The organism is Campylobacter concisus (assembly GCF_003048535.1).
GTDB lineage: Bacteria > Campylobacterota > Campylobacteria > Campylobacterales > Campylobacteraceae > Campylobacter_A > Campylobacter_A concisus_S.
The window spans coordinates 118660-143664 of record NZ_PIRQ01000003.1 but is presented as its reverse complement, the minus strand read 5'-3'; the positions used below and the strand labels follow the sequence as shown (position 1 = coordinate 143664).

Annotated in this window: 27 protein-coding genes and 1 pseudogene; 24 read left to right on the top strand and 4 right to left on the bottom strand. The window is 38.0% G+C overall.

Annotation, left to right across the window (positions count from 1 at the left end; genetic code table 11):
• Positions 1–312: 312 nt before the first annotated feature.
• A pseudogene (locus CVS93_RS10095) lies at positions 313–591 on the top strand (methyl-accepting chemotaxis protein); the annotation flags it as partial.
• Positions 592–675: 84 nt separating this feature from the next.
• A complete protein-coding gene (locus tag CVS93_RS10090) occupies positions 676–984 on the top strand; it encodes a CZB domain-containing protein (RefSeq protein ID WP_374048490.1) in 309 nt (102 codons plus the stop codon).
• 40 nt (positions 985–1024) lie between these two features.
• Here CVS93_RS10090 and CVS93_RS04065 read toward each other — a convergent pair whose 3' ends face one another.
• Positions 1025–1378 (bottom strand): histidine triad nucleotide-binding protein, encoded by a 354-nt coding sequence (locus CVS93_RS04065; protein ID WP_021091047.1) that lies wholly within the window; start codon positions 1376–1378, stop codon positions 1025–1027.
• Positions 1379–1496: 118 nt separating this feature from the next.
• Here CVS93_RS04065 and pheS point away from each other — a divergent pair, with 118 nt between their 5' ends.
• From pheS to efp, 8 genes are all read left to right on the top strand, one after another.
• The gene (gene pheS, locus CVS93_RS04060; RefSeq protein ID WP_085657680.1) at positions 1497–2492 is read left to right on the top strand and encodes a phenylalanine--tRNA ligase subunit alpha; all 996 of its coding nucleotides are present in this window, start codon (positions 1497–1499) and stop codon (positions 2490–2492) included.
• The gene (gene pheT / locus CVS93_RS04055) at positions 2489–4825 is read left to right on the top strand and encodes a phenylalanine--tRNA ligase subunit beta (protein WP_107686667.1); all 2337 of its coding nucleotides are present in this window, start codon (positions 2489–2491) and stop codon (positions 4823–4825) included. The genes pheS and pheT overlap by 4 nt, the downstream gene beginning before the upstream one ends.
• On the top strand, positions 4822–6099 hold the full coding sequence (gene aroA / locus CVS93_RS04050; protein WP_107686666.1) for a 3-phosphoshikimate 1-carboxyvinyltransferase: 1278 nt from the start codon (positions 4822–4824) through the stop codon (positions 6097–6099). Before pheT ends, aroA begins: the two co-directional genes overlap by 4 nt.
• On the top strand, positions 6089–6913 hold the full coding sequence (locus CVS93_RS04045) for a 4-hydroxy-3-methylbut-2-enyl diphosphate reductase (protein WP_107686665.1): 825 nt from the start codon (positions 6089–6091) through the stop codon (positions 6911–6913). Before aroA ends, CVS93_RS04045 begins: the two co-directional genes overlap by 11 nt.
• Before the next feature lie 80 nt (positions 6914–6993).
• On the top strand, positions 6994–8670 hold the full coding sequence (locus CVS93_RS04040; protein ID WP_107686664.1) for a 30S ribosomal protein S1: 1677 nt from the start codon (positions 6994–6996) through the stop codon (positions 8668–8670).
• Positions 8671–8675: 5 nt separating this feature from the next.
• On the top strand, positions 8676–9158 hold the full coding sequence (locus CVS93_RS04035) for a hypothetical protein (RefSeq protein ID WP_085657675.1): 483 nt from the start codon (positions 8676–8678) through the stop codon (positions 9156–9158).
• The gene (gene serA / locus CVS93_RS04030; protein ID WP_223154202.1) at positions 9152–10732 is read left to right on the top strand and encodes a phosphoglycerate dehydrogenase; all 1581 of its coding nucleotides are present in this window, start codon (positions 9152–9154) and stop codon (positions 10730–10732) included. The genes CVS93_RS04035 and serA overlap by 7 nt, the downstream gene beginning before the upstream one ends.
• A 19-nt stretch (positions 10733–10751) precedes the next feature.
• A complete protein-coding gene (efp, locus tag CVS93_RS04025; RefSeq protein WP_021090997.1) occupies positions 10752–11318 on the top strand; it encodes an elongation factor P in 567 nt (188 codons plus the stop codon).
• A gap of 340 nt (positions 11319–11658) precedes the next feature.
• On the opposite strand, the gene CVS93_RS09995 is transcribed toward efp, so the two are convergent.
• The gene (locus CVS93_RS09995) at positions 11659–11916 is read right to left on the bottom strand and encodes a SelT/SelW/SelH family (seleno)protein (protein ID WP_265094306.1); all 258 of its coding nucleotides are present in this window, start codon (positions 11914–11916) and stop codon (positions 11659–11661) included.
• 84 nt (positions 11917–12000) lie between these two features.
• On the opposite strand from CVS93_RS09995, the gene CVS93_RS04015 reads away from it, so the two are divergent.
• From CVS93_RS04015 to CVS93_RS04005, 3 genes are all read left to right on the top strand, one after another.
• Positions 12001–12552 (top strand): DJ-1 family glyoxalase III, encoded by a 552-nt coding sequence (locus CVS93_RS04015; protein WP_107686663.1) that lies wholly within the window; start codon positions 12001–12003, stop codon positions 12550–12552.
• A gap of 223 nt (positions 12553–12775) precedes the next feature.
• On the top strand, positions 12776–13021 hold the full coding sequence (locus tag CVS93_RS04010; protein WP_009294719.1) for an RNA recognition motif domain-containing protein: 246 nt from the start codon (positions 12776–12778) through the stop codon (positions 13019–13021).
• On the top strand, positions 12999–13895 hold the full coding sequence (locus CVS93_RS04005; protein WP_107686662.1) for a glutamate--tRNA ligase family protein: 897 nt from the start codon (positions 12999–13001) through the stop codon (positions 13893–13895). Before CVS93_RS04010 ends, CVS93_RS04005 begins: the two co-directional genes overlap by 23 nt.
• Positions 13896–13964: 69 nt before the next feature.
• Here the strand turns inward: CVS93_RS04005 and sppA are convergent, their stop codons facing one another.
• Together sppA and CVS93_RS03995 are read right to left on the bottom strand one after the other, a co-directional pair.
• Complete coding sequence (gene sppA / locus CVS93_RS04000; RefSeq protein WP_107686661.1) at positions 13965–14828, bottom strand: signal peptide peptidase SppA; 864 nt, start codon at positions 14826–14828, stop codon at positions 13965–13967.
• A complete protein-coding gene (locus CVS93_RS03995; RefSeq protein WP_107686660.1) occupies positions 14816–16033 on the bottom strand; it encodes a metal-dependent hydrolase in 1218 nt (405 codons plus the stop codon). Before CVS93_RS03995 ends, sppA begins: the two co-directional genes overlap by 13 nt.
• An 85-nt stretch (positions 16034–16118) precedes the next feature.
• Between CVS93_RS03995 and aroQ the strand changes: the two genes are divergently transcribed.
• From aroQ to mnmA, 11 genes are read left to right on the top strand one after another with little or no spacing between them, the layout of a single operon-like run.
• Positions 16119–16598, top strand: a complete 480-nt coding sequence (aroQ, locus tag CVS93_RS03990) for a type II 3-dehydroquinate dehydratase (protein WP_004317604.1) — start codon at positions 16119–16121, stop codon at positions 16596–16598.
• Positions 16595–17620: an aminopeptidase P family protein gene (locus CVS93_RS03985; protein WP_107686659.1), complete on the top strand. Its 1026-nt coding sequence runs from the start codon at positions 16595–16597 to the stop codon at positions 17618–17620. The genes aroQ and CVS93_RS03985 overlap by 4 nt, the downstream gene beginning before the upstream one ends.
• Complete coding sequence (gene folK, locus CVS93_RS03980; RefSeq protein ID WP_107686658.1) at positions 17617–18093, top strand: 2-amino-4-hydroxy-6-hydroxymethyldihydropteridine diphosphokinase; 477 nt, start codon at positions 17617–17619, stop codon at positions 18091–18093. Before CVS93_RS03985 ends, folK begins: the two co-directional genes overlap by 4 nt.
• Positions 18094–18103: 10 nt before the next feature.
• Positions 18104–19471: a flagellar biosynthesis protein FlhF gene (gene flhF, locus CVS93_RS03975; protein WP_107686657.1), complete on the top strand. Its 1368-nt coding sequence runs from the start codon at positions 18104–18106 to the stop codon at positions 19469–19471.
• Positions 19464–20330, top strand: coding sequence for a P-loop NTPase (locus CVS93_RS03970; RefSeq protein ID WP_107686656.1), 867 nt, complete (start codon positions 19464–19466; stop codon positions 20328–20330). Before flhF ends, CVS93_RS03970 begins: the two co-directional genes overlap by 8 nt.
• Before the next feature lie 13 nt (positions 20331–20343).
• Positions 20344–20688 carry a hypothetical protein gene (locus CVS93_RS03965; protein WP_021090750.1) on the top strand — a complete coding sequence of 115 codons (345 nt, stop codon included), beginning with the start codon at positions 20344–20346 and terminating at the stop codon, positions 20686–20688.
• Complete coding sequence (locus CVS93_RS03960; protein ID WP_107686655.1) at positions 20660–21364, top strand: RNA polymerase sigma factor FliA; 705 nt, start codon at positions 20660–20662, stop codon at positions 21362–21364. The genes CVS93_RS03965 and CVS93_RS03960 overlap by 29 nt, the downstream gene beginning before the upstream one ends.
• On the top strand, positions 21364–22467 hold the full coding sequence (gene fliM / locus CVS93_RS03955; RefSeq protein ID WP_054196277.1) for a flagellar motor switch protein FliM: 1104 nt from the start codon (positions 21364–21366) through the stop codon (positions 22465–22467). The genes CVS93_RS03960 and fliM overlap by 1 nt, the downstream gene beginning before the upstream one ends.
• On the top strand, positions 22457–23305 hold the full coding sequence (fliY, locus tag CVS93_RS03950) for a flagellar motor switch protein FliY (protein ID WP_087576723.1): 849 nt from the start codon (positions 22457–22459) through the stop codon (positions 23303–23305). The genes fliM and fliY overlap by 11 nt, the downstream gene beginning before the upstream one ends.
• Positions 23305–23898: a TIGR00730 family Rossman fold protein gene (locus tag CVS93_RS03945; protein WP_084040958.1), complete on the top strand. Its 594-nt coding sequence runs from the start codon at positions 23305–23307 to the stop codon at positions 23896–23898. The genes fliY and CVS93_RS03945 overlap by 1 nt, the downstream gene beginning before the upstream one ends.
• 48 nt (positions 23899–23946) lie before the next feature.
• Positions 23947–24969: a tRNA 2-thiouridine(34) synthase MnmA gene (gene mnmA / locus CVS93_RS03940; protein ID WP_107686654.1), complete on the top strand. Its 1023-nt coding sequence runs from the start codon at positions 23947–23949 to the stop codon at positions 24967–24969.
• Positions 24970–25005: the final 36 nt, after the last annotated feature.

Sequence of the window (25005 nt, the reverse complement as noted above, 5' to 3'; positions counted from 1 at the left end):
GAGCTAAAAAACGTTAAAACTTGCGAGCCAAAAGAGCAAGCCAAGGATAAGCAAGAGGCTGTAAATTTATTGCTTTCAAGTTATCAAGATGGCATAAATTTCTTGCAATTAACAATGGAAGAAAACCTAAAAATGCTTGAAAGTATAAACGGACTAAATGAAAAGACTTTCAAAGAGACGGGCGAACTCAAGTCGCAAACGGCTGAAATTTTAAACTCGATCGAGCAAGTAAGCCAGATGAGCAATGACCTTTCAAATGACGCTTCTTCGCTTAATGGAAGCGTAAATTCGATTGCTGAGATTATAAATCTAATTAAAGACATCTCAGATCAGACAAATTTGCTAGCTCTAAATGCTGCTATTGAGGCGGCCCGTGCTGGTGAGCATGGACGAGGTTTTGCTGTCGTGGCAGATGAGGTTAGAAAGCTAGCTGAACGTACCCAAAAAGCGACACTTGAAGTAGAAGTAAATATAAATGGCCTTAAGCAAAGTGCAAACACTATGATCGAAATGAGTGAGAATTTCTCAAAAATTTCTGCAAATGCTATGAAAATTTTAGGTGGATTTGAAGGAAATATCTCAAGTGTAAATGCAAATACGCAAAATATCCTAAATCAGGCCTTAAATGTTACAAATGAAGTCTATGTAAGCAATGGAAAAATAGATCATATAAATATGAAGTTAAATGGATATAGAGGCGTACTTTTAAATGAATTTAATAAAATTCAAGATGTTCATGAGTGTAGATTTGGCAAATGGTATGAAAAAGATGTGAAAAATACTCTTGTAAAAGATGCCAAAATTCTCTCAAGTATCGCAGCTCATCATGAAAATGTTCATCATGGCTTAGAAAAAGCGATGGTTATTTTTGCTGATAAAGATAAAGGAAATCTACCTGGCGTTGAAATATTAAAAGATGTTGAAAACTCAAGTAAAGTAGGTTTTGAAGAGTTGCTTGAAGCTATTAAGTCTGCAAGAAAATAAAATCTTAGACTCATGCTTTGAGTCTAAGATTTATAAGTTATTAAAATGTGCTTTGTGGATCAGCTACGCCTTCGCTCCAGCCAAGCTTAGCTCCGCCAAGCAGGTGAAAATGCAGATGCATAACTTCTTGACCGCCGTTTTCACCGCAGTTTGTTATAAGGCGGTATCCGCTCTTATCAACGCCCATTAAGGTCGCCACTTCTTGGATAAATTTTGTCATCTCTCCCATTAAAACCGGATCCATTTCTTGGAAATTTTTATAGTGTTTTTTTGGGATGATTAGGATGTGGATCGGTGCTTTTGGGTTTATGTCGTTAAAAGCTAGAAATTTCTCGCTTTCAAGCACTTTGTTGCAAGGGATTTCACCAGCTACGATCTTTTCAAATATGGTCATTTTAGCTCCTTTGAAATTTTGCAAAATTATATCAAAGTGTGCTTAAATTTCGTGCTCTTTATCTTGATTTTAACTCTTTTTCTATAAAATCGACTCAAAAATTTATAAAGGTAAAAAATTGCAAGATTTCGTTAATAAAATCAAAAATGAAATTTCAACGCTTGATGATTTGGAAAAAGTCAGGGTAGAAATTTTTGGCAAAAAGGGCATCTTGGCGCAAGGCTTTGCAAAGCTAAAAGAGCTTGGCGAGGACGAGAAAAAGGAATTTGCAGCAAATTTAAATAAGCAAAGAGATGAACTTGGCGCGCTAATAGAAGCTAAAAAAGCTGAGCTTAGCGAGCAAGAGATAGATAATAAGATGAAAAAAGAAGCCGCTGATATCACGCTATTTAATGAGCCAGTGGCTAGCGGGGCACTTCATCCTGTGATGGCTACGATGGATAAGATAATTGAGTATTTTTTAGCTCTAAATTTCTCGCTCGAGACTGGACCGCTTATAGAAGATGATTTTCACAACTTTGAGGCGCTAAATTTACCAAAATACCACCCAGCAAGGGATATGCAAGATACATTTTATCTAGATGATTTTAGACTTTTAAGGACGCATACGAGCCCAGTTCAGGTGCGAACTATGCTAAATCAAAAGCCGCCTATTCGCATGATAGCGCCAGGTACTGTTTTTAGACGTGATATGGATTTAACGCATACACCGATGTTTCACCAAGTCGAGGGCCTTGTTGTGGAAGATGCTGAGAAAGTTAGCTTTGCAAATTTAAAATCAATGCTTGAGGGCTTTTTAAAGCACATGTTTGGCGATGTTGAAGTACGTTTTCGCCCTAGCTTCTTCCCATTTACGGAGCCTAGCGCAGAGGTTGATATCAGTTGTATATTCTGCCACGGCAAGGGCTGCAGAGTATGCAAGCAGACTACTTGGCTTGAGGTACTTGGATGCGGCGTCGTTGATCCAAATGTATTTAAGGCGGTTGGCTATAAAAATGTAAGCGGATACGCCTTTGGCCTTGGCGTTGAGAGATTTGCAATGTTGCTTCATAGAGTGCCTGATCTAAGGTCGCTTTTTGAGGGAGATTTAAGATTGTTGGAGCAGTTTAAATGATAATTTCAAAGCATTGGTTAAACGAGTGGATCGACCTTAGCGACGTTAGCGGCGAGACACTTTCAAAGACATTAAATTCTATTGGGCTAGAGGTTGATAGTTATAAAGAGATAAATTTACCAAAGAGTATCGTGGTTGGCTACATAAAAAGCAGAGAAAAACATCCAGATGCCGATAAACTAAGCGTTTGTCAAGTAGATGTTGGTGGAGAGACGCTTCAGATCGTGTGTGGGGCTAAAAATGTTGAAGCTGGTCAATTTGTGCCAGTTGCACTTATTGGCACGACTATGCCAAATGGTCTTGAGATAAAAAAAGCAAAGCTAAGAGGTATCGAGTCAAGTGGTATGATCTGCTCTTCAAGTGAGCTGGGACTTCCAAAGGTAAACGATGGAATTTTACCGCTTGATGAGAGTATTGGCAAGCTAAAACTTGGTACAAGTCTTAGCGAATTTGAGATATTTAAAGATACGATAATCGAAGTTGATGTCACAGCAAACAGAGGCGATTGCCAAAATTTACATGGCATCGCAAGAGAAATTTGTGCAGCGCTTGATCTAAATATGAAAGATAGTCACGAAGACGATGAGAGCGAAAATTTACTAGGTATTGGCAGAATAGCTTCTGTGCGAGTAGAGGATAAAGTAAATGGGTCATTTTTGTATAAGGCTTTTGAGCTAAAAGAAGGACTATATGAAAATCTAATAACTCGCATGCGTCTAGCATTAATAGAGTGTCAAAAGACAAATTTAGTTGAGAGACTGCTTGAATACGCGACATTTTGCACTGGTGTTTTATTTAGGGCTTATGATCAGGCTAAACTAGTAAGTGAAGGCGAAAAGGCTGTTTTTGATATAAAAAATGGCGAAAATGGCGAATGCATCGTTTATTGCGGGGATAAAAATTTAGGCATTGCTGGAATTTACCAAAGTGACGTAGCAAGGGTAGATGAGAAGTCAAAAGTGATCCTAGTAGAAGCTAGCTACGTAAAGCCAGATATTGTTTCAAAAGCTATTTTTGAAAATAAAAATTTACCAAAGGGTGATCAAATTTATCGCTCAAGTCGTGGTAGCGAGCCAAATTTAGCTTATGGTGCGGATTATTTATTTAAAAGACTTGCCAATTTTAAAGATGCGCTAAATCTCTTTGCTGGCTCACAGCAGTCGCTTTTAAACACCGAGCCTATCACGCTTAGCATCTCTCTTTTTGAGATTAAAAATATGATCGGTCAAGATATTGCTAGAAATGATGTCGTTAAAATTTTAAAGAAACTTGGCTTTGAGATCGCAGTAAATGTTGAGCAAGAAAGTTTTAATGTAAAAGTACCGTTATTTCGCCATGATATAGTAAATTCTCACGATGTTTGCGAGGAGATCGTAAGAATAATAGGCATAGACAATATCGCCTCAAAGCCACTAAATTTCTCTGAGAAAAATAGGCTAAATAAGACATATTTTGACTATAAAAACGCCCTAAATCTAAGGTGTAGAGCGGCTGATAATGGCTTTTTTGAAAGCGTGCACTATGTCTTTGATAGTGAGGACGAGCTTAGTGAGCTAAATTTTAAGCCATGCAAAGTCAAGATACTAAATCCTATAAATAACGAGTTAAACACGCTTAGACCGACACTTGTTAATCACCTTCTAAGCTCAAGCGAGAAAAATATCAAAAACTCGAAACGCTCAGTTAGACTATTTGAGCTTGGAGAAATTTTTGATGAAAATGTAAATCAGGGCTTAAATTTAGGCTTTGTTGTGTCTGGACTTTTAAAAGAGCCTACGCTGATAAATGGCGCAAAGGGCGAAGAGGCAAATTTCTACGCATTTGCGGCGATGGTGCAAAATGTCATAGGCAAATTTGAACTAAAACCTTGCCAGTGTATCTCATATCTTAGCCCATACGAGCAAGCATACATCTATCAAAATGGCGAAAATATTGGTTATATCGGCAGAGTTGATGCAAGAGTAGAGGCAAAAAGAGATCTGCCAAGAACTTACGTCTGCGAGATAGATTTTGCGAAGCTTAAATTTGAACCGATCTTGGCAGTGCCTTACTCTAAATTTCAAAGCACAACAAGGGATCTTAGTCTCATCGTGCCTGAAAATTTCGAGGCTGGACGAATTTATGAGTGCATAAGAGGGCTAAATCTAAAAGAGCTAAAAGAATTTTTACCAGTTGATATTTATAAAGATGCGAAGCTAAATGGCTCGATCAGCCTTAGCCTTAAATTTACATTCCAGGATATGGAAAAAACGCTTGAAGATGACGATATAAACGCACTTATGGATAAAATTTTAAGCGAGCTAAAAGAGAAACTAAATATCGGAATAAGATGAGAATTTATCCATTAGAAAAAAGTCTAAATTTAACTATTGACGACATCGCAGCGGATAAATCAATATCGCATAGATGCGCGATCTTTTCGCTTTTAAGCGATAAACCATCTCGCGTTAGAAACTATCTAAGGGCTGGCGATACGCTAAATACTTTAAAGATAGTCCAGCTTTTGGGAGCGAAGGTTGAAGATAGTAGCTCTGAAATAACCATCACACCGCCACAAAAGATAAAAGAGCCAAATGAAATTTTAGAGTGTGGTAACTCTGGTACGGCGATGAGGCTTTTTATGGGATTACTAGCCGTACAGGATGGCTTTTTTGTGCTAAGTGGTGATAGATATTTAAACTCACGTCCAATGGCTAGAATAGCAAAACCTCTAAATGATATGGGCGCAAAGATAGATGGTGCAAACAACGCAAACAATGCTCCACTTTGCATAAGAGGGACGAAATTTGAAAGATTTAGTTTTGATAGCAAGATCGCCTCAGCCCAGGTAAAAAGTGCGCTTTTACTAGCGGCTCTTTACTCAAATGGTTGCAAATTTAGTGAGCCAGAGCTAAGCAGGGATCACACCGAGCGCATGCTTGCTGGCATGGGAGCTGATATAAAGCGTGACAACTTAGAGATCACACTAGAGCCGATGAAAGCCCCACTCGCGCCGCTTGATATAGACGTGCCAAATGATCCAAGTTCTGCATTTTTCTTTGCGGTCGCAGCACTTATCATTCCGGGCTCACATATTATTTTAAAAAATGTCTTGCTAAATAAAACTCGCATCGAAGCTTATAAAATTCTAGAAAAAATGGGAGCTGAGATAAAATTTCACAAAATTTCAAGCAAATATGAAGATATTGGCGATATCGAGGTCAAGTACTCGCCAAATTTAAAAGGTGTAGAAGTGAGTGAAAATATCTCGTGGCTCATTGATGAAGCCCCAGCTTTAGCCATCACATTTGCCTGCGCCAAAGGCCAAAGCAAGCTGACAAATGCTAAAGAGCTTCGTGTAAAAGAGAGCGATAGGATAGCTGTCACGATAAATGCGTTAAAGCAGTGTGGCGTTGATGCTAGCGAGCTTGAAGATGGCTTTATCATAAATGGTTCAGAGGCTAAATTTGCCACGATCGATAGTCACGGGGATCACAGGATCGCAATGAGTTTTGCTGTGCTTGGACTAAAGTGCGGCATGCAGATAGAAAAGAGTGAATTTATCGCCACTTCATTTCCAAATTTTGCTGAAATTTTAAAGAAAATGGGAGCTAGAGTTGAAGATTGAGCTTGCTAGTAGTTATGGATTTTGCTTTGGTGTAAAAAGGGCGATAAAGATTGCTGAAAATGCAGGAGATGCTGCGACCATCGGTCCGCTCATACACAATAACGAAGAGATAAGTAGGCTTGAGAAAAACTACAATGTAAAAACGCTTGAGGGCATAGACGAGCTAAAAGATGAGAAAAAGGCGATCATCCGCACTCATGGCATCACTAAAAATGATCTTGCAGAGTTAAAAAAGAGCGACATAAAAGTGATCGACGCAACTTGTCCATTTGTGACAAAGCCACAGCAAATTTGTGAAAAAATGAGCGAAGAGGGCTATGATGTGGTAATTTATGGCGACATGCATCACCCTGAAGTAAAGGGCGTGAAGTCATATGCCAAGGGTAATGTCTATGTCGTGCTTGAAGAGAGCGAGCTAGATGGCATTAAATTTAAGCAAAAGGTCGCACTTGTTAGCCAAACGACTAGAAAAGTCGAGAAATTTATGCAGATCGCAAACTACCTTATGCTTCACGTAAAAGAGGTACGCGTTTTTAACACGATTTGCAACGCAACATTTGAAAACCAAGAGGCTGCTAAAAATTTGGCAAAAAGGGCTGACGTGATGATAATAATCGGTGGAAAAAATAGCTCAAATACAAAACAACTCTACCTAATATCTAAAAAATTCTGCGAAGATAGCTACTTGATAGAAAGCGAAGAAGAGCTTGAAAAGTCATGGTTTGATGGCAAAAATTTGTGTGGCATAAGTGCTGGTGCAAGTACGCCTGACTGGATCATACAAAAAGTCGTTGACAGAATCAAAAAAGTATAAAATTTATCCTAGCTAAAGCCACAATTAACTATAATAAGCTAATTTGCCTCTACTGGCATAATAAAATTTAAAGGATCAAGATGGCTGTGAACAAAAGTGTTCAATTAGGAAAAGCAAAAGACGAAGATATCGAAGATATCGATTTTGCTGCGATGTTAGAGGAGTCTTTTAAAAAGACTGAAGAAGATAGTGACGCAAAGATCGTCAGTATCAATGGCGATGAGGTTTTAATTGACGTTGGCAAGAAGTCAGAAGGCATTTTAAATGTTTCTGAGATCACTGATGCAAATGGCAACCTGACGCATAAAGTTGGCGATACGATCAAAGTTGTAATAACTGGATCAAGAAATGGAAGACCTATAGTGTCGCACAAAAAAGCACTTAGAAAAGAGAAAGTTAAAGCTTTCATCGAAGCTTACGATCCTGAAAATTCTGGCGAAATCGACGTAAAAGTAGTTGGAAAAAATAAAGGTGGCTTTATCACTCAAGATGTAAATGGCGTGGAATTTTTCTTACCAAAAACTCACAGTGGCTTTAAAAATGCTGAAGGAGTAATTGGTAAAACATATAAAGTAAGAGTTATAAAAATTGATAAAGAAGAAAATAGCATAGTTGTCTCTAGAAAGAAAATTTTAGATGACGACCGCAAAAAGCGTAAAGAAGCTCTATCAAGCATAGTAGAAAATGATAGCGTTATAGAGGGTACAGTTAAAAAAATCACAACTTATGGTATGTTTGTTGATGTTGGTGGAGTTGATGGGCTTGTGCATTACAGTGAGATAAGTTATAAAGGCCCAGTAAACCCTAGCTCACTATATAAAGAAGGTGATAAAGTTTTAGTTAAAGTTATCAGCTATGACAACGAAAAACGCCACTTGTCTCTATCTATCAAGGCAGCTACTCCAGATCCTTGGGAAGAGATCATAAATGATGGACTAGAGGTTGGTGACACTATCAAAGTTACAGTTAGCAATATCGAGCCTTATGGCGCATTTGTTGATCTTGGAAATGATATTGAAGGATTTTTGCATATATCTGAAATTTCATGGGATAAAAATATCAAAAATCCAAAAGATCACATCAATGAAGGTCAAGAGATTGATGTTGAGGTTATTGAGATAGATGCTAAAGGACACCGCCTAAGAGTAAGCCTTAAAAATTTACTTCCAAAGCCATTTGATGAGTTTAAGGCAAAACACAAAGAGGGCGACGTAGTAAAAGGCGTTGTGACAACTATCACAAATTTTGGTGCATTTGTTAGAGTGGGTTGTATTGAAGGCTTGTTGCATAATGAAGATGCATCTTGGGATAGAAACGATAAATGTAAAGATATGTTTAAAGCTGGTGATGAGCTTGAAGTAAAAATCATCAAAATCGATAGCGCTGAACAAAAAGTTTCACTTAGCCTAAAAGACCTAAAACAAAGCCCAGTTCAAGCATTTGCTGATAAATTTAATGTAGGTGATATCGTAAAAGGAACAATTCGCGATATTAAAGACTTTGGCGTGTTTGTAGAGCTTGGTGATAACGTTGATGCACTGATCCGCAAAGAAGATCTAGGCAGTGTAGATGTTGGCACACTTAAGATCGGCGATGAGATCGAAGCAGCTATTGCATTTATCGATGAGAAGAAAAATAGAATTCGCCTGAGCATACGCCGTTTAGCAAAACAAAAAGAGCGTGAAGTGTTAAATGAGATCAATGATAACGATGATAAAGTAACACTTGGCGATATCATAAAAGAACAATTACTTTAGTTTAAATGGGCAGACGCATACTTTTATTAGTAGTTGTCCTGCTATTTGTAATATTGGGTTTGGTTGGAATTTCTCTTGTTAAATTTGCAAGTGTAAATTTCAGCCAGATACATGAAGAAAATATCACAAATGAGCAAAATTTAACCAAAAATACAACCAGCAATATTAACTGGATGAGTGAGCTAGCAACTATTAGAAAAAGAGATTATGTGCTGCCTGTAAATGAAATTTTTATAGAATACAACCGACCCAAAATAGAAAAACCAAAGATTACTGCATATGAGCTTTTGATAGATAAAAATGATATCTATTCAATGTTTTGTTTGATGCAGACTTTAAGAAAAAGTGAGGTTGATTTTACTGTTGTAAAAGATGGTGCAAAAAGCCAGATATTTTTAAATACTCAAGACTCTAAGCTTCTACAAAATATCATTTTAGAACTAAGAGTTTATGATATCCACTCAAGTGTGAGAGAGGTAAAATTATGAAGACTATCATTGTTTGCGATGCGATACATCCAGTAGGTTTTGAACTTTTAAAGAAAGAGCAAGATATAAACGTAATAGACGCAGTTAATACGCCCAAAGATGAACTTTTAAAAATTTTAGGCGAGGCTGATGTTGCTATAACAAGAAGCTCAACTGAAGTAAACGAGGCCTTTTTAAACGCTGGTAAAAAACTAAAAGCTATCGTTAGAGCTGGTGTTGGTGTAGATAATGTCGATATAGAAGGATGCTCAAGGCGTGGCATAATAGCTATGAACGTTCCAACTGCAAACACTATTGCCGCGGTTGAGCTAACAATGGCGCATATGCTAGCTTCAGCTAGATCTCTTGAATACGCTCACAACGATCTAAAACTAGATAGAATTTGGAAACGCGAGAAGTGGTATGGGGTTGAGCTTTTTAAGAAAAAGCTTGGCGTGATCGGCTTTGGAAATATTGGCTCGAGAGTAGCTGTTCGTGCAAAAGCTTTTGGTATGGAGATCATCGCTTATGATCCATATATTGACCCATCTAAAGTTATCGACATGGGCGGTACTTATACTAAAAATTTTGATGATATTTTAGCATGTGATTTTATCACGATACATACGCCAAAGACTAAAGAGACAACAAATATGATCGGCGCCAAAGAGATCGCAAAAATGAAAGATGGTGTAAGACTTATAAACTGCGCTAGAGGCGGTCTTTATAACGAAGAAGCACTTTATGAAGGACTAAAAAGTGGCAAGATAGCATTTGCTGGTATTGATGTTTTTACAAGAGAGCCAGCAACTGATCATCCACTTCTTGATCTAAATAATGTAAGTGTCACCCCACATCTTGGAGCAAATACTCTTGAATCACAGCGAAATATCGCAGTTGAGGCAGTCGAACAAGCTATTTTAGCAGCACGTGGTATAAGCTATCCAAATGCATTAAATTTACCTATAAAAACAGAAGATCTACCGCCATTTGTTGAGCCTTATATCGATCTTACAAGCAAGATGGCATTTCTTGCTGCACAGATAAATAAAAGCGTTATCAAGGCCATTCGTATCGAGACTCACGGTCAAATCAGCGAATATGCAAATTCAATGCTAACTTTTGCAATCGTAGGTGCTTTAAAAGAGAGTCTTGGTGATGCGATAAATTATGTAAATGCTAAATTTTTATGCGATGAAAAAGGTATAGTGACCGAAACTAGCCTTGGTGGAGATAGCATTTTTAAAAATAAAATTACCGTTCGCTTAACTACTGAAAATGGCATTGTAACCGTAGGTGGAACGGTGTTTGGTGAAAATCAGCAACGCATCGTAACGATAAATGGATTTAAGACCGACTTTAAGCCAAAAGGTAAGATGATCATCTTTAAAAACCACGACGTGCCAGGCGTTATCGCTCAGATTAGTAAAATTTTGGCTGATGAAAAAATTAATATCGCAGACTTCCGCCTTGGTAGAGATGATCACAATATGGCACTTGCTGTCATCTTGGTTGATGAACATATAAAAGCAGAAACGTTAGAGAGACTAAACGCACTTGAAGCTTGCGTTTGGGCTCAATACGCAGTTATATAAAATTTTGAAAGGATAAAAAATGGCTTCATATTCAATGGGTGATCTAAAAAAAGGGCTAAAGATCGAGATCGATGGCGTTCCTTATAAAATCGTAGAATATCAACATGTTAAACCGGGCAAAGGTGCAGCTTTTGTTCGTGCGAAAATCAAATCTTTTATCGACGGAAAAGTGCTTGAAAAGACTTTTCACGCAGGCGATAAATGCGAGCAACCACATCTTGAAGAAAAAGAGATGCAGTATCTTTATGATGATGGTGAGTATTGTCAGTTTATGGATACAGTTACTTATGAGCAAGTTGCTATCAGCGATGAGGATGTGGGTGATGTAAAAAAATGGATGATCGATGGCATGATGGTTGAAATTTTATTTCACAATGGCAATGCGATCGGCGTTGAAGTACCACAAGTAGTTGAGCTAAAGATAGTTGAGACTCCACCAAATTTCAAGGGTGATACGCAAGGCGGTAAAAAGCCAGCTACTCTTGAGAGTGGTGCGGTAGTTCAGATACCATTTCACGTACTTGAGGGCGAAGTTATCCGTGTTGATACCGTTCGCGGCGAGTATATCGAGCGTGCAAATAAATAAAGCAGCTTAATCTTTTTACTAAATTTACGTTTAGTAATCCTAATACTTAGCTAAAGTCACTATTTAAAAGGTATTGGCTTTAGCAAAAACTTCATTTCATACATTGTAAATTTTCAAGTAGCACTAGCATAGAATGCACAAAAATTTTTATACTCTATAAAAATCAAATATGGCCAAACATCAGCTAGTAAAATCTTTAAGAATCAAAAAATATATAAAATAACAAAATTCTTGAGCGAGATAGGCTAATGCTTTAACTATAAAATTTTCATATCAAGATAGTAGAATTGTAAGTTAAAATGGGAAAAAACGAGACGGTTTCCCGTCTCGGTAGCTAGCATTAAGCCGACTTTTCTTTAAGATATTTGTTTATAAGAGTTGTGATCTCTTCACCGTGAGGAAATCTCGCTTCATCATTTCCGATGCGATCTTTCTTAGAAAATATAACATCTCCATCAACCTCGACGATGAAATTTCCACCACCACCTATAACCTTTTCGACTCTTGCATCACTAAAGTTCGCTTTTATTTCATCTTCTACACGAGAAGCTACCGGACGATAGTTTCAAGAGTTGCAGTAAATAATTTTTACTTGCATGCTCTGTCCTTTCTTGTGAAATAAGCCAATATTATATAAAATTTTACTTAACAAATAAAACATATTACTTGAAAGGATAAATTTATGAAAAAAGTTGCTGTGATTTTAGCTGATGGATTTGAGGAGATAGAAGCGCTAACTTCTGTTGATGTTTTACGTAGAGCTGGAGCGATAGCTTCTATTGTTGGGCTAAATGACGTAAATATCAAAGGATGTCACAATATATGCGTAAAAGCTGATGTGACACTTCGCGAAATGAAGGAGCTAGACTACGATGCGATCGTCCTTCCTGGCGGACTTCCAGGAGCTAGCAATCTAGCAAACGATACAAGACTCAAAGCAATTTTGCAAAATTTTGATAAAAGCAATAAGCTTATTTGTGCCATTTGTGCTGCTCCTATGGTGCTTGAGAGTGCTGGTGTACTAAAAGATCATTTTGTTTGTTATCCAGGATTTGAAGAAAATGTAAGAAGTGATAAAAGGGGCTATGATAGCAGTAAGAGTGTATTGAGGGATCAAAATATTATTACTGCAAAGGGTCCTGCTTTTTCAATGGAATTTGTACTTTTTATAGTTAAAAATTTACTTGGCGATGAAGCGTATCTTAAAGTAAAGAATGATTTACTTTATAAATAGCTTATAAAGATAAAATAATTTTTTATTTAATTATTCTTTTTAAACTTAAGATTAGATTTTATTTAGTAATAGTTATAGAAGCTCTATATATACGAGTTTGTATCTTTTAAGAATATTTTTCAAAAAAATATAATAAATTTTTGATTTTTTACATCTTTTTGACGAAAATTAGCTATTATCACACTAACCGAATAAATCGGTAATTTTTTTAAGGAATACTCCTGTGAATATTTATGTAGGAAATTTGTCGTATAGAACGACAGAGGCAGAATTAAAGGAAGCCTTTGCACAATTTGGTGAAGTAAGGCGAGCAAAAATAGTAAAAGATAGAGAAACTGATCGCTCAAAAGGCTTTGGCTTTGTTGAAATGGACGATGCAAATGAGGGACAAAAAGCTATAGACGCACTAAATGAAAAAGAACTAGGCGGACGTACTTTAAGGGTAAATGAGGCCAGACCAAGGGATTAATGACTATTTGCCACCAAATGGTGGCATAGCATCCCGCATAGCTCCTACACCTAGTGGTTTTTTGCATGCTGGCAATGCTTATAACTTCATCCTAACTTATCTTTTGACACGTTCGGTAAATGGTATTTTGCACTTACGCATCGATGACTATGACCTTGGTAGATACCGGCAAGAATTTGTTCAAAATATCTTTGATGTTTTAGAGTTTTTAGGGCTTGAATACGATAAAGGTCCAATTAGCGTAAGTGACTTTGAGCGTAATTTTAGCTTTAAAGTAAGAGCTAAAAGATACGAAGATGTACTTGAAAAACTAGATGAAATTTATATCTGTGAGTGTTCAAGGACTACAAAAAATGCCTACATAAACGGCATTTACACTAAAATTTGTAAAAATAAAAATCTAAAATTTATAAAAGACAATACTGTCATTAGGCTAAGCATTGACGAATACGATGAGCTTGGCAAGGCTGTATCAGCGCAGATGGGCGATTTTGTAATTTATAAAAAAGATTTTACGCCAGCTTACAACTTTGCAAGCGTGATAGATGATGAGGATATGGGTATAAATTTGGTTGTTAGAGGTGAGGATTTAAAGGCTTGCACGCTAGCTCAAAGATACCTTGCAAAAAGGCTAAATTTTAACTTTTTTAATGCTAATTTTATTCATCATAAGCTACTTTTAAAAGATGGCAAAAAGCTCTCAAAAAGCTCAAAATCACCACCAATTAATCTAAAAGATAGCCCGCAAATTTATTACAAAATTTTAGCAAATGATCTTGGTTTGGATATAAAATCAACGGACAAAATCCAAAATCTACTTTACGAGTTTAAGCTAAAAAATATAGCCAAAAAATTTTTGCAAAGCATGAGCTAAATTTATACTATGATATGCAGTTTATCCCCGCCTTGATCTTTTGCTTTGATTAGCCATGTATTGCTTTGATTATTTGAGCTTTGTCTCAAAAAATGCATTAAAAAGCGAGTTTATGCCTTGCTTTGTAAATTTCTCCATTATCTTTTCGATCTGCGGTTTTTCTTGCCAAACTGGCTCATCTACGAGGCTCATTTTTACTAGCTCGTTTTGAGCGTCCATGTAGCTGCCAAGGCTATCTATCAGTCCCATTTTTAGGGCATTGTGAGCTAAAAATACTCTTGCGTTTGCCCACTCGTCTTTTTTATTGATGTCTAAATTTCTAGCCTCTGCCACATCGCTTACAAATAGCATGTAAGCATCATTTACGAGCCCTTGCAAGCTCTCACGCTCCTGCTTGCTCCAGCTCCTCATAAAGGTGCCAGCCTCTTTAAACTCGCCAGCCTTCACCACCTGCTCGCTCACGCCTAAATTTTTGGCTAAATTTTCGATGTTTGCCCCTTGCATGATGACGCCGATCGAGCCTATGAAAGCGCCCGGGTTTGCTACGATAGTACCAGCATTTACGCCAGCGTAGTAGCTACCACTTGCCATGTTACCAGCTGCGTATGCGAGCACTTTTTTGCTCTCTTTTAGCCTCTTAACCGCCATGGCTAGCTCTACGCTTGGACTTAGCGCACCGCCTGGGCTATCGATGTAGAGTAGCACGCCTTTGATATTGCTATCCAGCCTTGCTTTTTCGAGTGCATCTAAAATTTCGCTTGTGTCCATTATCGTGCCTGTGATGTCGATGCGGGCTAAATTTGGCTCTTTCATCTTACCATCTGGCGCAAATACGAAAAATAAGATCAGTAAAAATATGAGCGCCTTAAAGTAGTTGTTGATAAATTTAAAAATTCCCAAAATTCCTCTAAAAATAAGCCTTAAAATTTGCAAATTTTGCCTCCGATATATAGTTTTTTGGCTTCATTTGTGTGAAGTATGAGCTGCAAAATTAGCTCGCTGTCATCGCACTCTAGGTCGCTATAGACGGCAAGATCAGCCGTGCGTCCTGCCTTTATCTCACCGTTATTTGTCCTAAGTGCCTTTGCGCCCCCGTGCGTTGCAGCGACAAAAAGCCTAGTGGCAAGCTCGTTTAGATCAAGGCTAGCGTGGGTAAATAAAGCAGCTCTTAGCTCATGCCAAAAATTTAGGCTGATATTTGAGCTAAGGCCGTCTGTGCCGATATTTAAGCTGATATCATTTTTAAAAATTTCTTTTAAATTTAGCGCCTTTTTGCCAAGTAGCCTGTTTGAAACCGCGCAGTGTGTCACGCTGTGATGAGGCTTAAATTTAGCAAAATCGCTTACATAAACGCAGTGCGTAAAGAGAGTATTTATCTCACGAAACATCTCAAAATAGCTCTTCGCATCATACATCGGCTTTGGATCAGGGCTAAATCTTAAAAGATGCTTTTTAAAGCCGCCAGTACCACGCTTTAGCCACTGCTTTTCAGCCTTGCTCTCTAAAAAGTGCGTGCTTACAAGAAGATCGTCTTTTTTAGCCATTTCAAGAGCGGCTTTGGCGAGCTTGGGGTGCACAGAGTAGGGCGAGTGTAGCGAGATAGCTGGGGTAAAATTTTTACTTTTATAGCCCTTTGTTTTTTCAAATTTAGCTAAGAAATTTTGCAAATTTTGCTGAACCATCTGCTCATTTGAGCCTAAAATTTCACTAAAAAGTACGACTTTTAGCGGACTAGCGGCTAAAATTTCAAGCTCCGAGCCAAAGCTAGATATCTCGCCAATGGTACAAACTCCGCTTTTTAACAGCGAATTTATAGCTTCACTCATCGCTTTTTTAGCGTCCATTTTAGCTAGCTCGCCGCCTTTATCAACGATAGAGCCAAGCCATTTTATAAAATCGCCATATTTTAGTGCACTAACGTTTGAGCTAAACTCCAAATGAACGTGCGTATTTACGAACGCTGGGGCGATTACGCTCTCACCAAAGTCGTAAATTTTTGCATCTTTAAATTTTTTTTGCGCCTCTTTTTCGCTTGTAATTTCTAAAATTTTATCATTTTCAATAACAACACAAGAATTCCTTAAAATTTTTGGATTTTCTCCGCCAGTGATTATTTTTTTCGCTTTTAAAATTTCCACATTTGAGCCTTAAATTTTTGTTATTGTAGCGAAAATTTAGGAACGAAAATGTATAATTTGGGCTATTTAATTAAAAAGGAGTGACATGGATAAGAAGCTAAAAATAATGGTTATCCAAGGCCCAAATATCAACATGCTTGGCGCTAGAGAGCCAGGAATTTACGGTGTTATGAAGATGGAGGATATCCACTCTCAAATGAAGATCGTTGCAGATCAGAATGACGTTGAGATCGAGTTTTTTCAAAGCAACCTTGAGGGCGAGCTAGTCGATAAGATCCAAGAGTGCTTGGGCGATGCTGACGGCATCATCATAAATCCAGCCGCTTACACTCACACATCTATTGCCATCCGTGATGCGCTAAGTGCGGTTGCGCTGCCAGTTATCGAGGTGCATATCAGTAACGTTTATAGAAGAGAAGAATTCCGTCACAAAAGCCTTATCGCGCCAGTTGCTGCAGGCCAGATCGTGGGCTTTGGACCAGTTGGCTATCATTTAGCGATGATAGGCATGCTTCAAATTTTTGAGCAAATCAAAGCAGTAAGAGCAAATCAAAAAGCACAATGAATTTTATCTTAAAGGACGAAAACGCCGTATTTTACGAGTGCGGCTACAGCTGCGACAATGAGTTTTTGCTATGCGTTGATGGCGTGAAATACTTTTTCACGGACGCTAGGTATTATTTCGAGGCAAAAAGCTGCGTAAATGCAGGCGTGGTCGTTCTTTTGGCGCAGAGAAATTTAATAAACGAGGTTAGGGCATTTTTAAGAAAAATGAAGCCAAGCAGTCTCGTTTTTAACCCTGATGAGCTAAGCTTAAGTGAATTTAACGCGCTTAGCAAGGGGTTTAAGATAAATTTCAAGCCAAAGGCAAATTTTTCTAGGCTAAAGAGAATTTGCAAAAGCGAAGATGAGATAAAAATTTTAAAAAAGGCTAGCGAATTTGGGGCGAAATGCTTTGATGAATTTGCTAAATTTGTGCGTGAAAATGGCGAAGGGATGAGCGAAAAAGAGCTTCATTTTAACGCCTCGCTCATCTTTAGGCAAAAAAACGAGCTAGGTCTTAGCTTTGATCCGATCGTAGCGATAAACGAAAATGCCGCAAAGGCGCATGCGCTGCCTGGGGATAAAATTTTAAAAAGGGGCGATTTGTTGCTACTTGACGCTGGGGTTAAATTTAAGCGCTACTGCTCTGATCGCACTAGAACTGCTTGCTTTGATGAAAATTTTAACTTCTCAAAGGAGCAAAAATTTAAAAACGCCAAGATGCAAGAAATTTACGAGATCGTAAAAGAGGCTCAGGCTGCTGCGATAAAGGTCGCAAGAGCTGGCGTCAGGGCGTGTGAGATAGACCTTGCAGCAAGAAGTGTGATAGCAAGAGCTGGATATGAAAAGGCCTTTTTTCACTCGACAGGACACGGTGTGGGCGTCGATATACACGAGCTTCCAGTCATCTCAGCAAGGAGCGAAACGCTCATAAAAGAGGGCATGGTCTTTAGCGTGGAGCCTGGAATTTATCTAGAAAATAAATTTGGCGTACGCATCGAAGACGTGGTGGTCGCAAGAGAAGGTGGGTGCGAAATTTTATGAGGCTAGCTGGAGCAAGAAAGATCGTAAAAAGCCGTTTTTGCCCCAGTTTTTTTCATAAAAGAGATGAGTTTAAGTATGAGGCGCTAGTTGGCATGGGTGGCAATATCGGCGATAGCGCAAAGAGGTTTGATAAATTTATAAGAGCGATTACAAGCGATAGCAGGTTTCATGTGGTTGAAGTCTCGCCGATCCTTATAAATGCGGCATTTGGCTACGAAGCGCAGGATGATTTTAGTAACGCTGTTATAAATTTACAAACATCTATGAGCCCTAGAGAAACTCTAAAAATTTTGGGGCACTATGAGAGTAAATTTAAGCGCGTGAGGACATTTAAAAATGCGCCACGTACGCTTGATCTGGATATTTTGTATTTTAGTAAAAAAGTCTATAAGACGCCGCGCCTTATCGTCCCGCACCCAGGAGCTGATAAGAGGCTTAGCGTGATCGTGCCACTAGGGCTTATGAGAGGTTAAAAGGATATAAATGGCTACAAAATTTCATACTTTTACAGGCGAGAGCACCATCGAGGCTTTGAAAAAGGCTCAAGAAACGTGCGGCGAAAAGGCCATACTAGTTACTACAAAACAGATTCAAGCCAAAACGATAAATAAAAAACCGCTTTATGAAATTTTAGTAAGCGTCGAAGAAGACGATGTGAAGCAACCCCCAAAACCAAATACAAAAGCCATAAATTACGAAAATGCCTATTCTAAATTTAATAAAAACTATGAACCTGCTAAGCCAAAATTTGAGATAAAAGAAGAGCCGGCTAAATTTGAGGCAAAGACAGCGTCACCCGAGCCTTATGATCCAAACGAGAGCGTGCTTTTAAATATCTCAGCTGCTGCAAAAGAGATAAGCACGATCGCAAATGTAAATATCGATGATGTCAAAGATAAAGAGTCGAGCATACCAAATGGTATGAATAAAAAAATAGACGATGTGGCAAAGCAAGTAAGCGTGCTAAGCGAAAAAATAGGGCTCATAACTGACATGATCTGGGACGAAAAAGCCCCAAATCGCAACAATCTCTCGATCCCACCTGAGTTTGCTAGCATCTACAAGCTCGCAAAACAAAGTGGCATGAAAGAGGAGCATCTAGAGGCGATCATGCAAACGACGCTTGAAAATTTGCCTATTTCGATGAAAAGCAACCCAACCGCGGTAAAAAGGTACTTTTACTCGCTTTTGCGAAATATGCTGCCATGCAGAAAAGAGCTAAACGATAAAAAACAGCGCATAATGATGCTAGTTGGCCCAACTGGAGTTGGCAAGACGACGACTCTTGCAAAGCTAGCGGCTCGTTTTGCCTACGGCAACGAAAAGCGCTATAAAACAGGTATCATCACGCTTGATACGTACCGTATCGGAGCGGTTGAACAGCTATTTCAGTATGCAAAGATGATGAAGCTACCTATTCTCGATGTTATCGAGATAGATGACTTTCAAAATGCTATCAAACAGCTTAATTATTGTGATGTGATACTTATTGATACGACTGGAAATTCGCAGTATGACAAAGAAAAACTTGAAAGGCTTGATAAATTTTTAAAGCATAGCGGCGCAAAGATAGATGTAAATTTGGTTCTTTCGGCTGGCTCAAAGGTTGAGGATCTAATAGAAATTTATAATGGATTTTCGTTTTTAGACATCGACACACTTATAATAACCAAATTTGATGAGACAAAAATTTTTGGCAATGTCTTTTCGCTGATATATGAGACAAATACGCCGGTTAGCTACTTTAGCGTGGGCCAAGAGGTGCCTGATGATCTTGTGGAAGCAAAGAGCGAATTTTTAGTAGAGTGCGTGTTTGACGGCTTTACAAAGCAAAAGGCTAGCGATGAATAATCAAGCGCAAAAATTACAAAATTTAGTCCAGTCTCAAAGCAAGAGTAAAAATACGCATTTTATTGCGATAACTAGCGGTAAGGGTGGTGTTGGTAAGAGTACGATAAGCGCAAATCTGGCAAATGTTTTATCAAAAAATGGCTACAAAGTAGGACTATTTGATGCTGACATCGGCCTTGCAAACCTTGACGTCATCCTAAATGTAAAAATGGGTAAAAATTTACTTCACGTGCTAAAAGGTGAGTGCAGCCTAAAAGATATCTTGATACCTATAAATAAAAATTTGATACTCATTCCTGGCGAAAGTGGCGATGAAATTTTAAAATTTAACAACCAATTTTTATTTGAGAGGTTTTTGAATGAGGCGAGCGAGCTTGATGAGCTTGATTTTTTGATCATTGACACCGGAGCTGGCATAGGCGGTAGCACGCAGCTATTTTTAGAAGCGGCTGATGAGGTCGTGGTGGTGACTGTGCCTGATCCTGCGGCGATAACTGATGCATACGCTGTCATAAAGATCGTCTCAAGGTTTAAAAATAGTGAGCTTTTGCTTTTAAATATGGTAAAAAATGAAGCAGAAGCGACTAGAATTTATGAAAATATCAAACGTGTTGCTAATGCAAATATCGGTCCTAGCTTAAATTTAGAGCTTATAGGATTTGTGGCTTCTGACAAGAATGTTTCAAGAAGTATAAAACAACGAACTCTTTTTACAGACGATGCTGCTTATGCTGAGCCTAGCGCTCAGATAAAACAGATAGCTTCGAATTTACTTTATAGGTTGGAACGAAAAGTGCTTAACGATGAGCAAAGCAGGAGCTTTGGGGGCTTCTTTAAGCGTTTGATAGAACAATTTTGATGGAGATTGAGCTTTGCGTGCAGAAAATTTTATAGCATTTTTTACGGTTTGTGGTTTTTTTGTGGGTATAGTTTTTACCTTGCTAAAGGTGAGTGAGCCTATCGAAATGCTTGTTTATACACTAGTTATTACTTTGTTTTTTTATCTTATAATTCACATTGTTATCATGAACTACATCGATGTGAAAAGGGCTTTAACTAAAATTTTTGACAAACAAAAACACGAAGAGATCGCAGACTATCTCATCTCTGAGCTAAATACTAGAGAAAAGCGTATGGAAAATATAATGGTAAAAATGACTGCTGAAAATTTTGATTCTGGTAAACGAAATGCACGAGTTAAAGCAAAAGCAGCTTAACGCTTATAAAAACACGATAAAAAAGGAACAAGACGAAATCGTCTTAAAATATATGCCAGCACTGCGTGCAATGGCGTTTAGGCTTAAAGAGAGGCTACCATCAAGTATAGATACAAATGACCTAATAAGCATTGGCGTTGAAGAGATGATAAAACTTAGCAGGAAGTATGACAAGGAGCAAAATGACTCTTTTTGGGGTTATGGCAAAAAGAGAATTTATGGCTCTATGCTTGATTATCTAAGGACGCTTGATGTTGTTAGCAGAAGCGATAGAAAGCTAGTAAAGAGCATAAATAGCGAGATAGATAACTACTTTAATGAATTTGAAGAAGAGCCAAGCGATGAGTATTTGGCCGAAAAGCTTAATGAAGATATTGAGAAGATAAGAGAGGCAAGAGGCGTTAGCGGTATTATCACTATTTTGCCAATAGACGAGCAAATGGAGCTAATTGGTCAAAGCGATGTCGAAAAGAGCATTGAAAGAGAAGATCTTATTTTAAAAATAGAAGAAGCTTTAAAAGATTTTGACGAAAGAGATCAGATGTTGGTTCAGCTTTATTATTATGAAGAGCTAAATTTAAAAGAGATAAGCCAGATCATGAATATCAGCGAGAGTAGAATTTCACAAATTCATAAACGTTTGCTTGATCGTATCAGGCGTAGCTTGGGGGTTTAATGGCTGATATTTTAAGTCAAGAAGAGATAGACGCGCTACTTGAAGTTGTCGATGAAGATGGCGATACGAGTAATATTGAGGTCGAAGAGAGATCGCAGGGCGAACAAAAGCAGATCATTATTTATGATTTTAAGCGTCCAAACCGTGTTAGTAAAGAGCAACTTCGTGCGATAAAAGGTATCCATGACAAGCTTGCTAGAAATTTGGCTAGTCAAATTTCTAGTGTGATGAGAAGTATTGTCGAGATCAGACTTCACAGTGTTGATCAGATGACTTATGGCGAATTTTTGATGAGCTTACCAAGTCCAACGAGCTTTAACGTCTTTTCTATAAAGCCGCTTGATGGAAACTGTGTTTTGGAGATAAATCCAAGCATTGCTTTTCCGATGATAGATCGTTTGCTTGGCGGAACTGGTGAAAATTTTGAGGCAAATAGAGAACTAACCGACATTGAAGTAAATTTGCTTGATGCGGTACTTAGAATGATCATGCAGCGTCTTAAAGAGAGCTGGTCGATGATAACTGATATGTACCCAAATGTGGAAGCCAAAGAGAGTAGCCCAAATGTCGTGCAGATCGTCTCTCAAAATGAGATCGTCATCATGGTCGTTATGGAGATCATAGTTGGTGGCTCAAGCGGTATGATAAATTTATGCTATCCAGTCATCTACCTTGAACCGATACTCTCACGCCTTGCAAACAGGGACATTATGCTTGGCGAAACAAGTGCAAAAAAAAGTAGAAACAAAGAGCTAAAAACACTTATCGGACGAGCAGAAATTTTATATGAAGCCATACTTGGCAAGTCGATCATTAGCGTAAATGAGTTTTTAAATTTAAAAGAAGGCGATATTTTAAGGCTTGATAGAGGAGCTGATGATAAGGCGATCGTTTGTATCGATAAAAAAGAAGTTTTCTTAGCTGAAGTTGGGCTTCATAGATTTAGAAAATCTATAAGGATTGAGCAATTAATACGCTCTGATAAAGATGAGATCAAAAATATCTTAGAAAAATACGAAGAAGAGCGAAAAGCGAAGCTGATGGCGTATGAAGCTAATGAGCGCAAAATGGAAGAAGAAGAGGACGACGAAGATGATGAATGATTTTTTTAATATATTTTCTAATGAATTAAAAGCTACTATCGAAGGACTTACGGGCAGAGCTCCAGAGGTTGGTGAAAGAAATGAATTTGATGCACCAACGCAAAATGGCATAAAACCGCCGGTAGTGATGGCTAATATCTCCTTAAGTGGCGACATCAATGCTAAAACAGAGATAGTATGTACTCCAGTTTTAATAAGTGCCATTAGCGAATGGATGATGGGCGAAGAGGAAATTTCAAAGAATGAAAATTTAGGCAGTGATGAGCTTGACGCCGCAAAAGAGATATTTTCAAACCTTTTTAGTGCCTTTAGTACATCTTTGGGCGCTCAAAAGGGCATGCCAAAGATAAATTTTGAAGTAATAAATGTAAATTTTTTAGATGAAAATTCTTCGCTTGATTTTAGTGTTTATGAAAAGTTATTTTTATTTAATGTCAAAATCGAAGATCTAAGCGAGCATATCGGTTTTGCTTGCGATCATTCGTTGATGAAATTTTTTGAGCCAACAAAGACTGAAGCACCAGCTACACCAGCGAGCACTCCTCACGTAGCTAAGGGCGATTTTAGCGCTGAAGAGATGAGAAATATCGGGCTTATAATGGATGTTAGGCTACCTATTCGTGTTCGTATCGGCTCAAAAAGAATGCTTTTAAAAGATGTACTTACCATGGATATTGGCTCAGTTATCGAGTTAAATCAATTAGCAAACGATCCGCTTGAAATTTTGATCGGCGATAAGGTAATAGCCCTTGGCGAAGTGGTGATAATAGACGGAAACTTTGGCATCCAGATCACTCAGATAGGCTCAAAACGCGAGAGGCTTCAACAGTTAAAATAATGAATAATGAATTAGTTAGCGATCTTTTAAATTTTCCAAACGTCTTAAAATATAAAAATAAAAATGTTACCTTCTTTGGCTCGGCTAGATTTGATGAAGAAAATTTCTACTGCAAAAAGGCTTATGAACTAGCTTATAAGCTAAACGAGCTAGGATATGCCATCTTAACTGGTGGCGGGGACGGCATAATGAGAGCCGCAAACAAGGGCGCTTTTGACAGTGCAAAATCGCCAAGCATAGCCCTAAATGTGAGACTTCCGTTTGAACAAAATACAAACCCTTACGTCACAGCAAAATATCTCTTTTCAAATTTAAGCCCAAGAAAATTTGCACTCACCGATCGTTCAGTCGCATTTGTCGTCTTTCCGGGTGGCTTTGGCACTCTTGATGAACTTTTTGAAATTTTAGTACTTGCTCAAGTTGGTAGCAAAAAAGTAAAAATTTTTCTTTTTGGGAGCGAGTTTTGGCAAGGGCTTGATGAGTTTATAAAAAATACGCTAGTTAGCCAAAAAACAATAAAAAAAGAAGATATAAATTTATACAAAATCACCGATGATTTAGAGCTTATCGCAAACGAAATTTTGACTATTTAAAAATAAGATATAAAATATCCGCTTTTAAATTTCAAAGAGGTAAAAAATATGAAAATAATGGTCGCAATGAGCGGTGGTGTAGATAGCACTATGACGGCTAAATTTCTGCAAGAAGCTGGTCATGAAGTGCAAGGCTGCTATATGATGCTACATCAAAAGCCAGGATATCACGAAGAAAACATCAGAAAAGTCAAAAAAGTGGGCGAGTATCTTGGCATAAAGGTACATATTTTGGATCTTCAAGATAAATTTAACGAGTTTGTCTATGATCCTTTTGTGAAGCTCTATAAAGAGGGCAAGACGCCAAATCCTTGTGCTTTGTGCAATAAATTTATAAAGCTTGGTGCGTTGCTTGATTTTGCAAAGGCAAATGGCTGTGAGAAGCTTGCTACCGGGCATTATGTGCAAGTTATTGATGGATTTATCACATGTGCAAAAGATCCTAGCAAGGATCAAAGCTACTTTTTAGCTCAAGTGCCAAAAGAGATATTAAAAGATGTTATTTTCCCGCTTGGGGATAAATTTAAAAAAGATATAAAAGAGCTTGCAAGAAGTGTAAAAGTGCTTGAAGAATTTGCTACGCAGGCAGAAAGTAGTGAAATTTGCTTTGTGGAAGATACCTATATCGAAGTTTTAAATAGGCATTACAATACAAATTTACCAGGAAACGTAGTTGATAAAGACGGCAAAATAATCGGCCGCCACCAAGGCTATATGCACTATACTATCGGTAAGCGTCGTGGTTTTGAGGTTTTTGGTGCTCATGAGCCACATTTCGTTATAAAAATAAATGCCGATAAAAACGAGATCATTGTTGGGACAAAAGATGATTTGGCTCAAAAGGTAGTCGAGCTTGAAAACGTAAATTTGTTTATAGATAAAGATAAATTTGAGTGCGAAACTAAGATAAGATATAGAAGCCCTAAACTTGATGCTTTTGTTGAGGTTGATAAAGAGAATAAAACAGCGAAACTAACGCTAAATCAAAATGCGCTTGGTGTGGCGCAAGGTCAGCTTTGTGTTATGTATGATGGTGATAAGGTTATTGCAAGTGGATTTATAAAAGGCTAACTTTAGCCTTTTATAAAAATTTGTTGGGCTCTACGT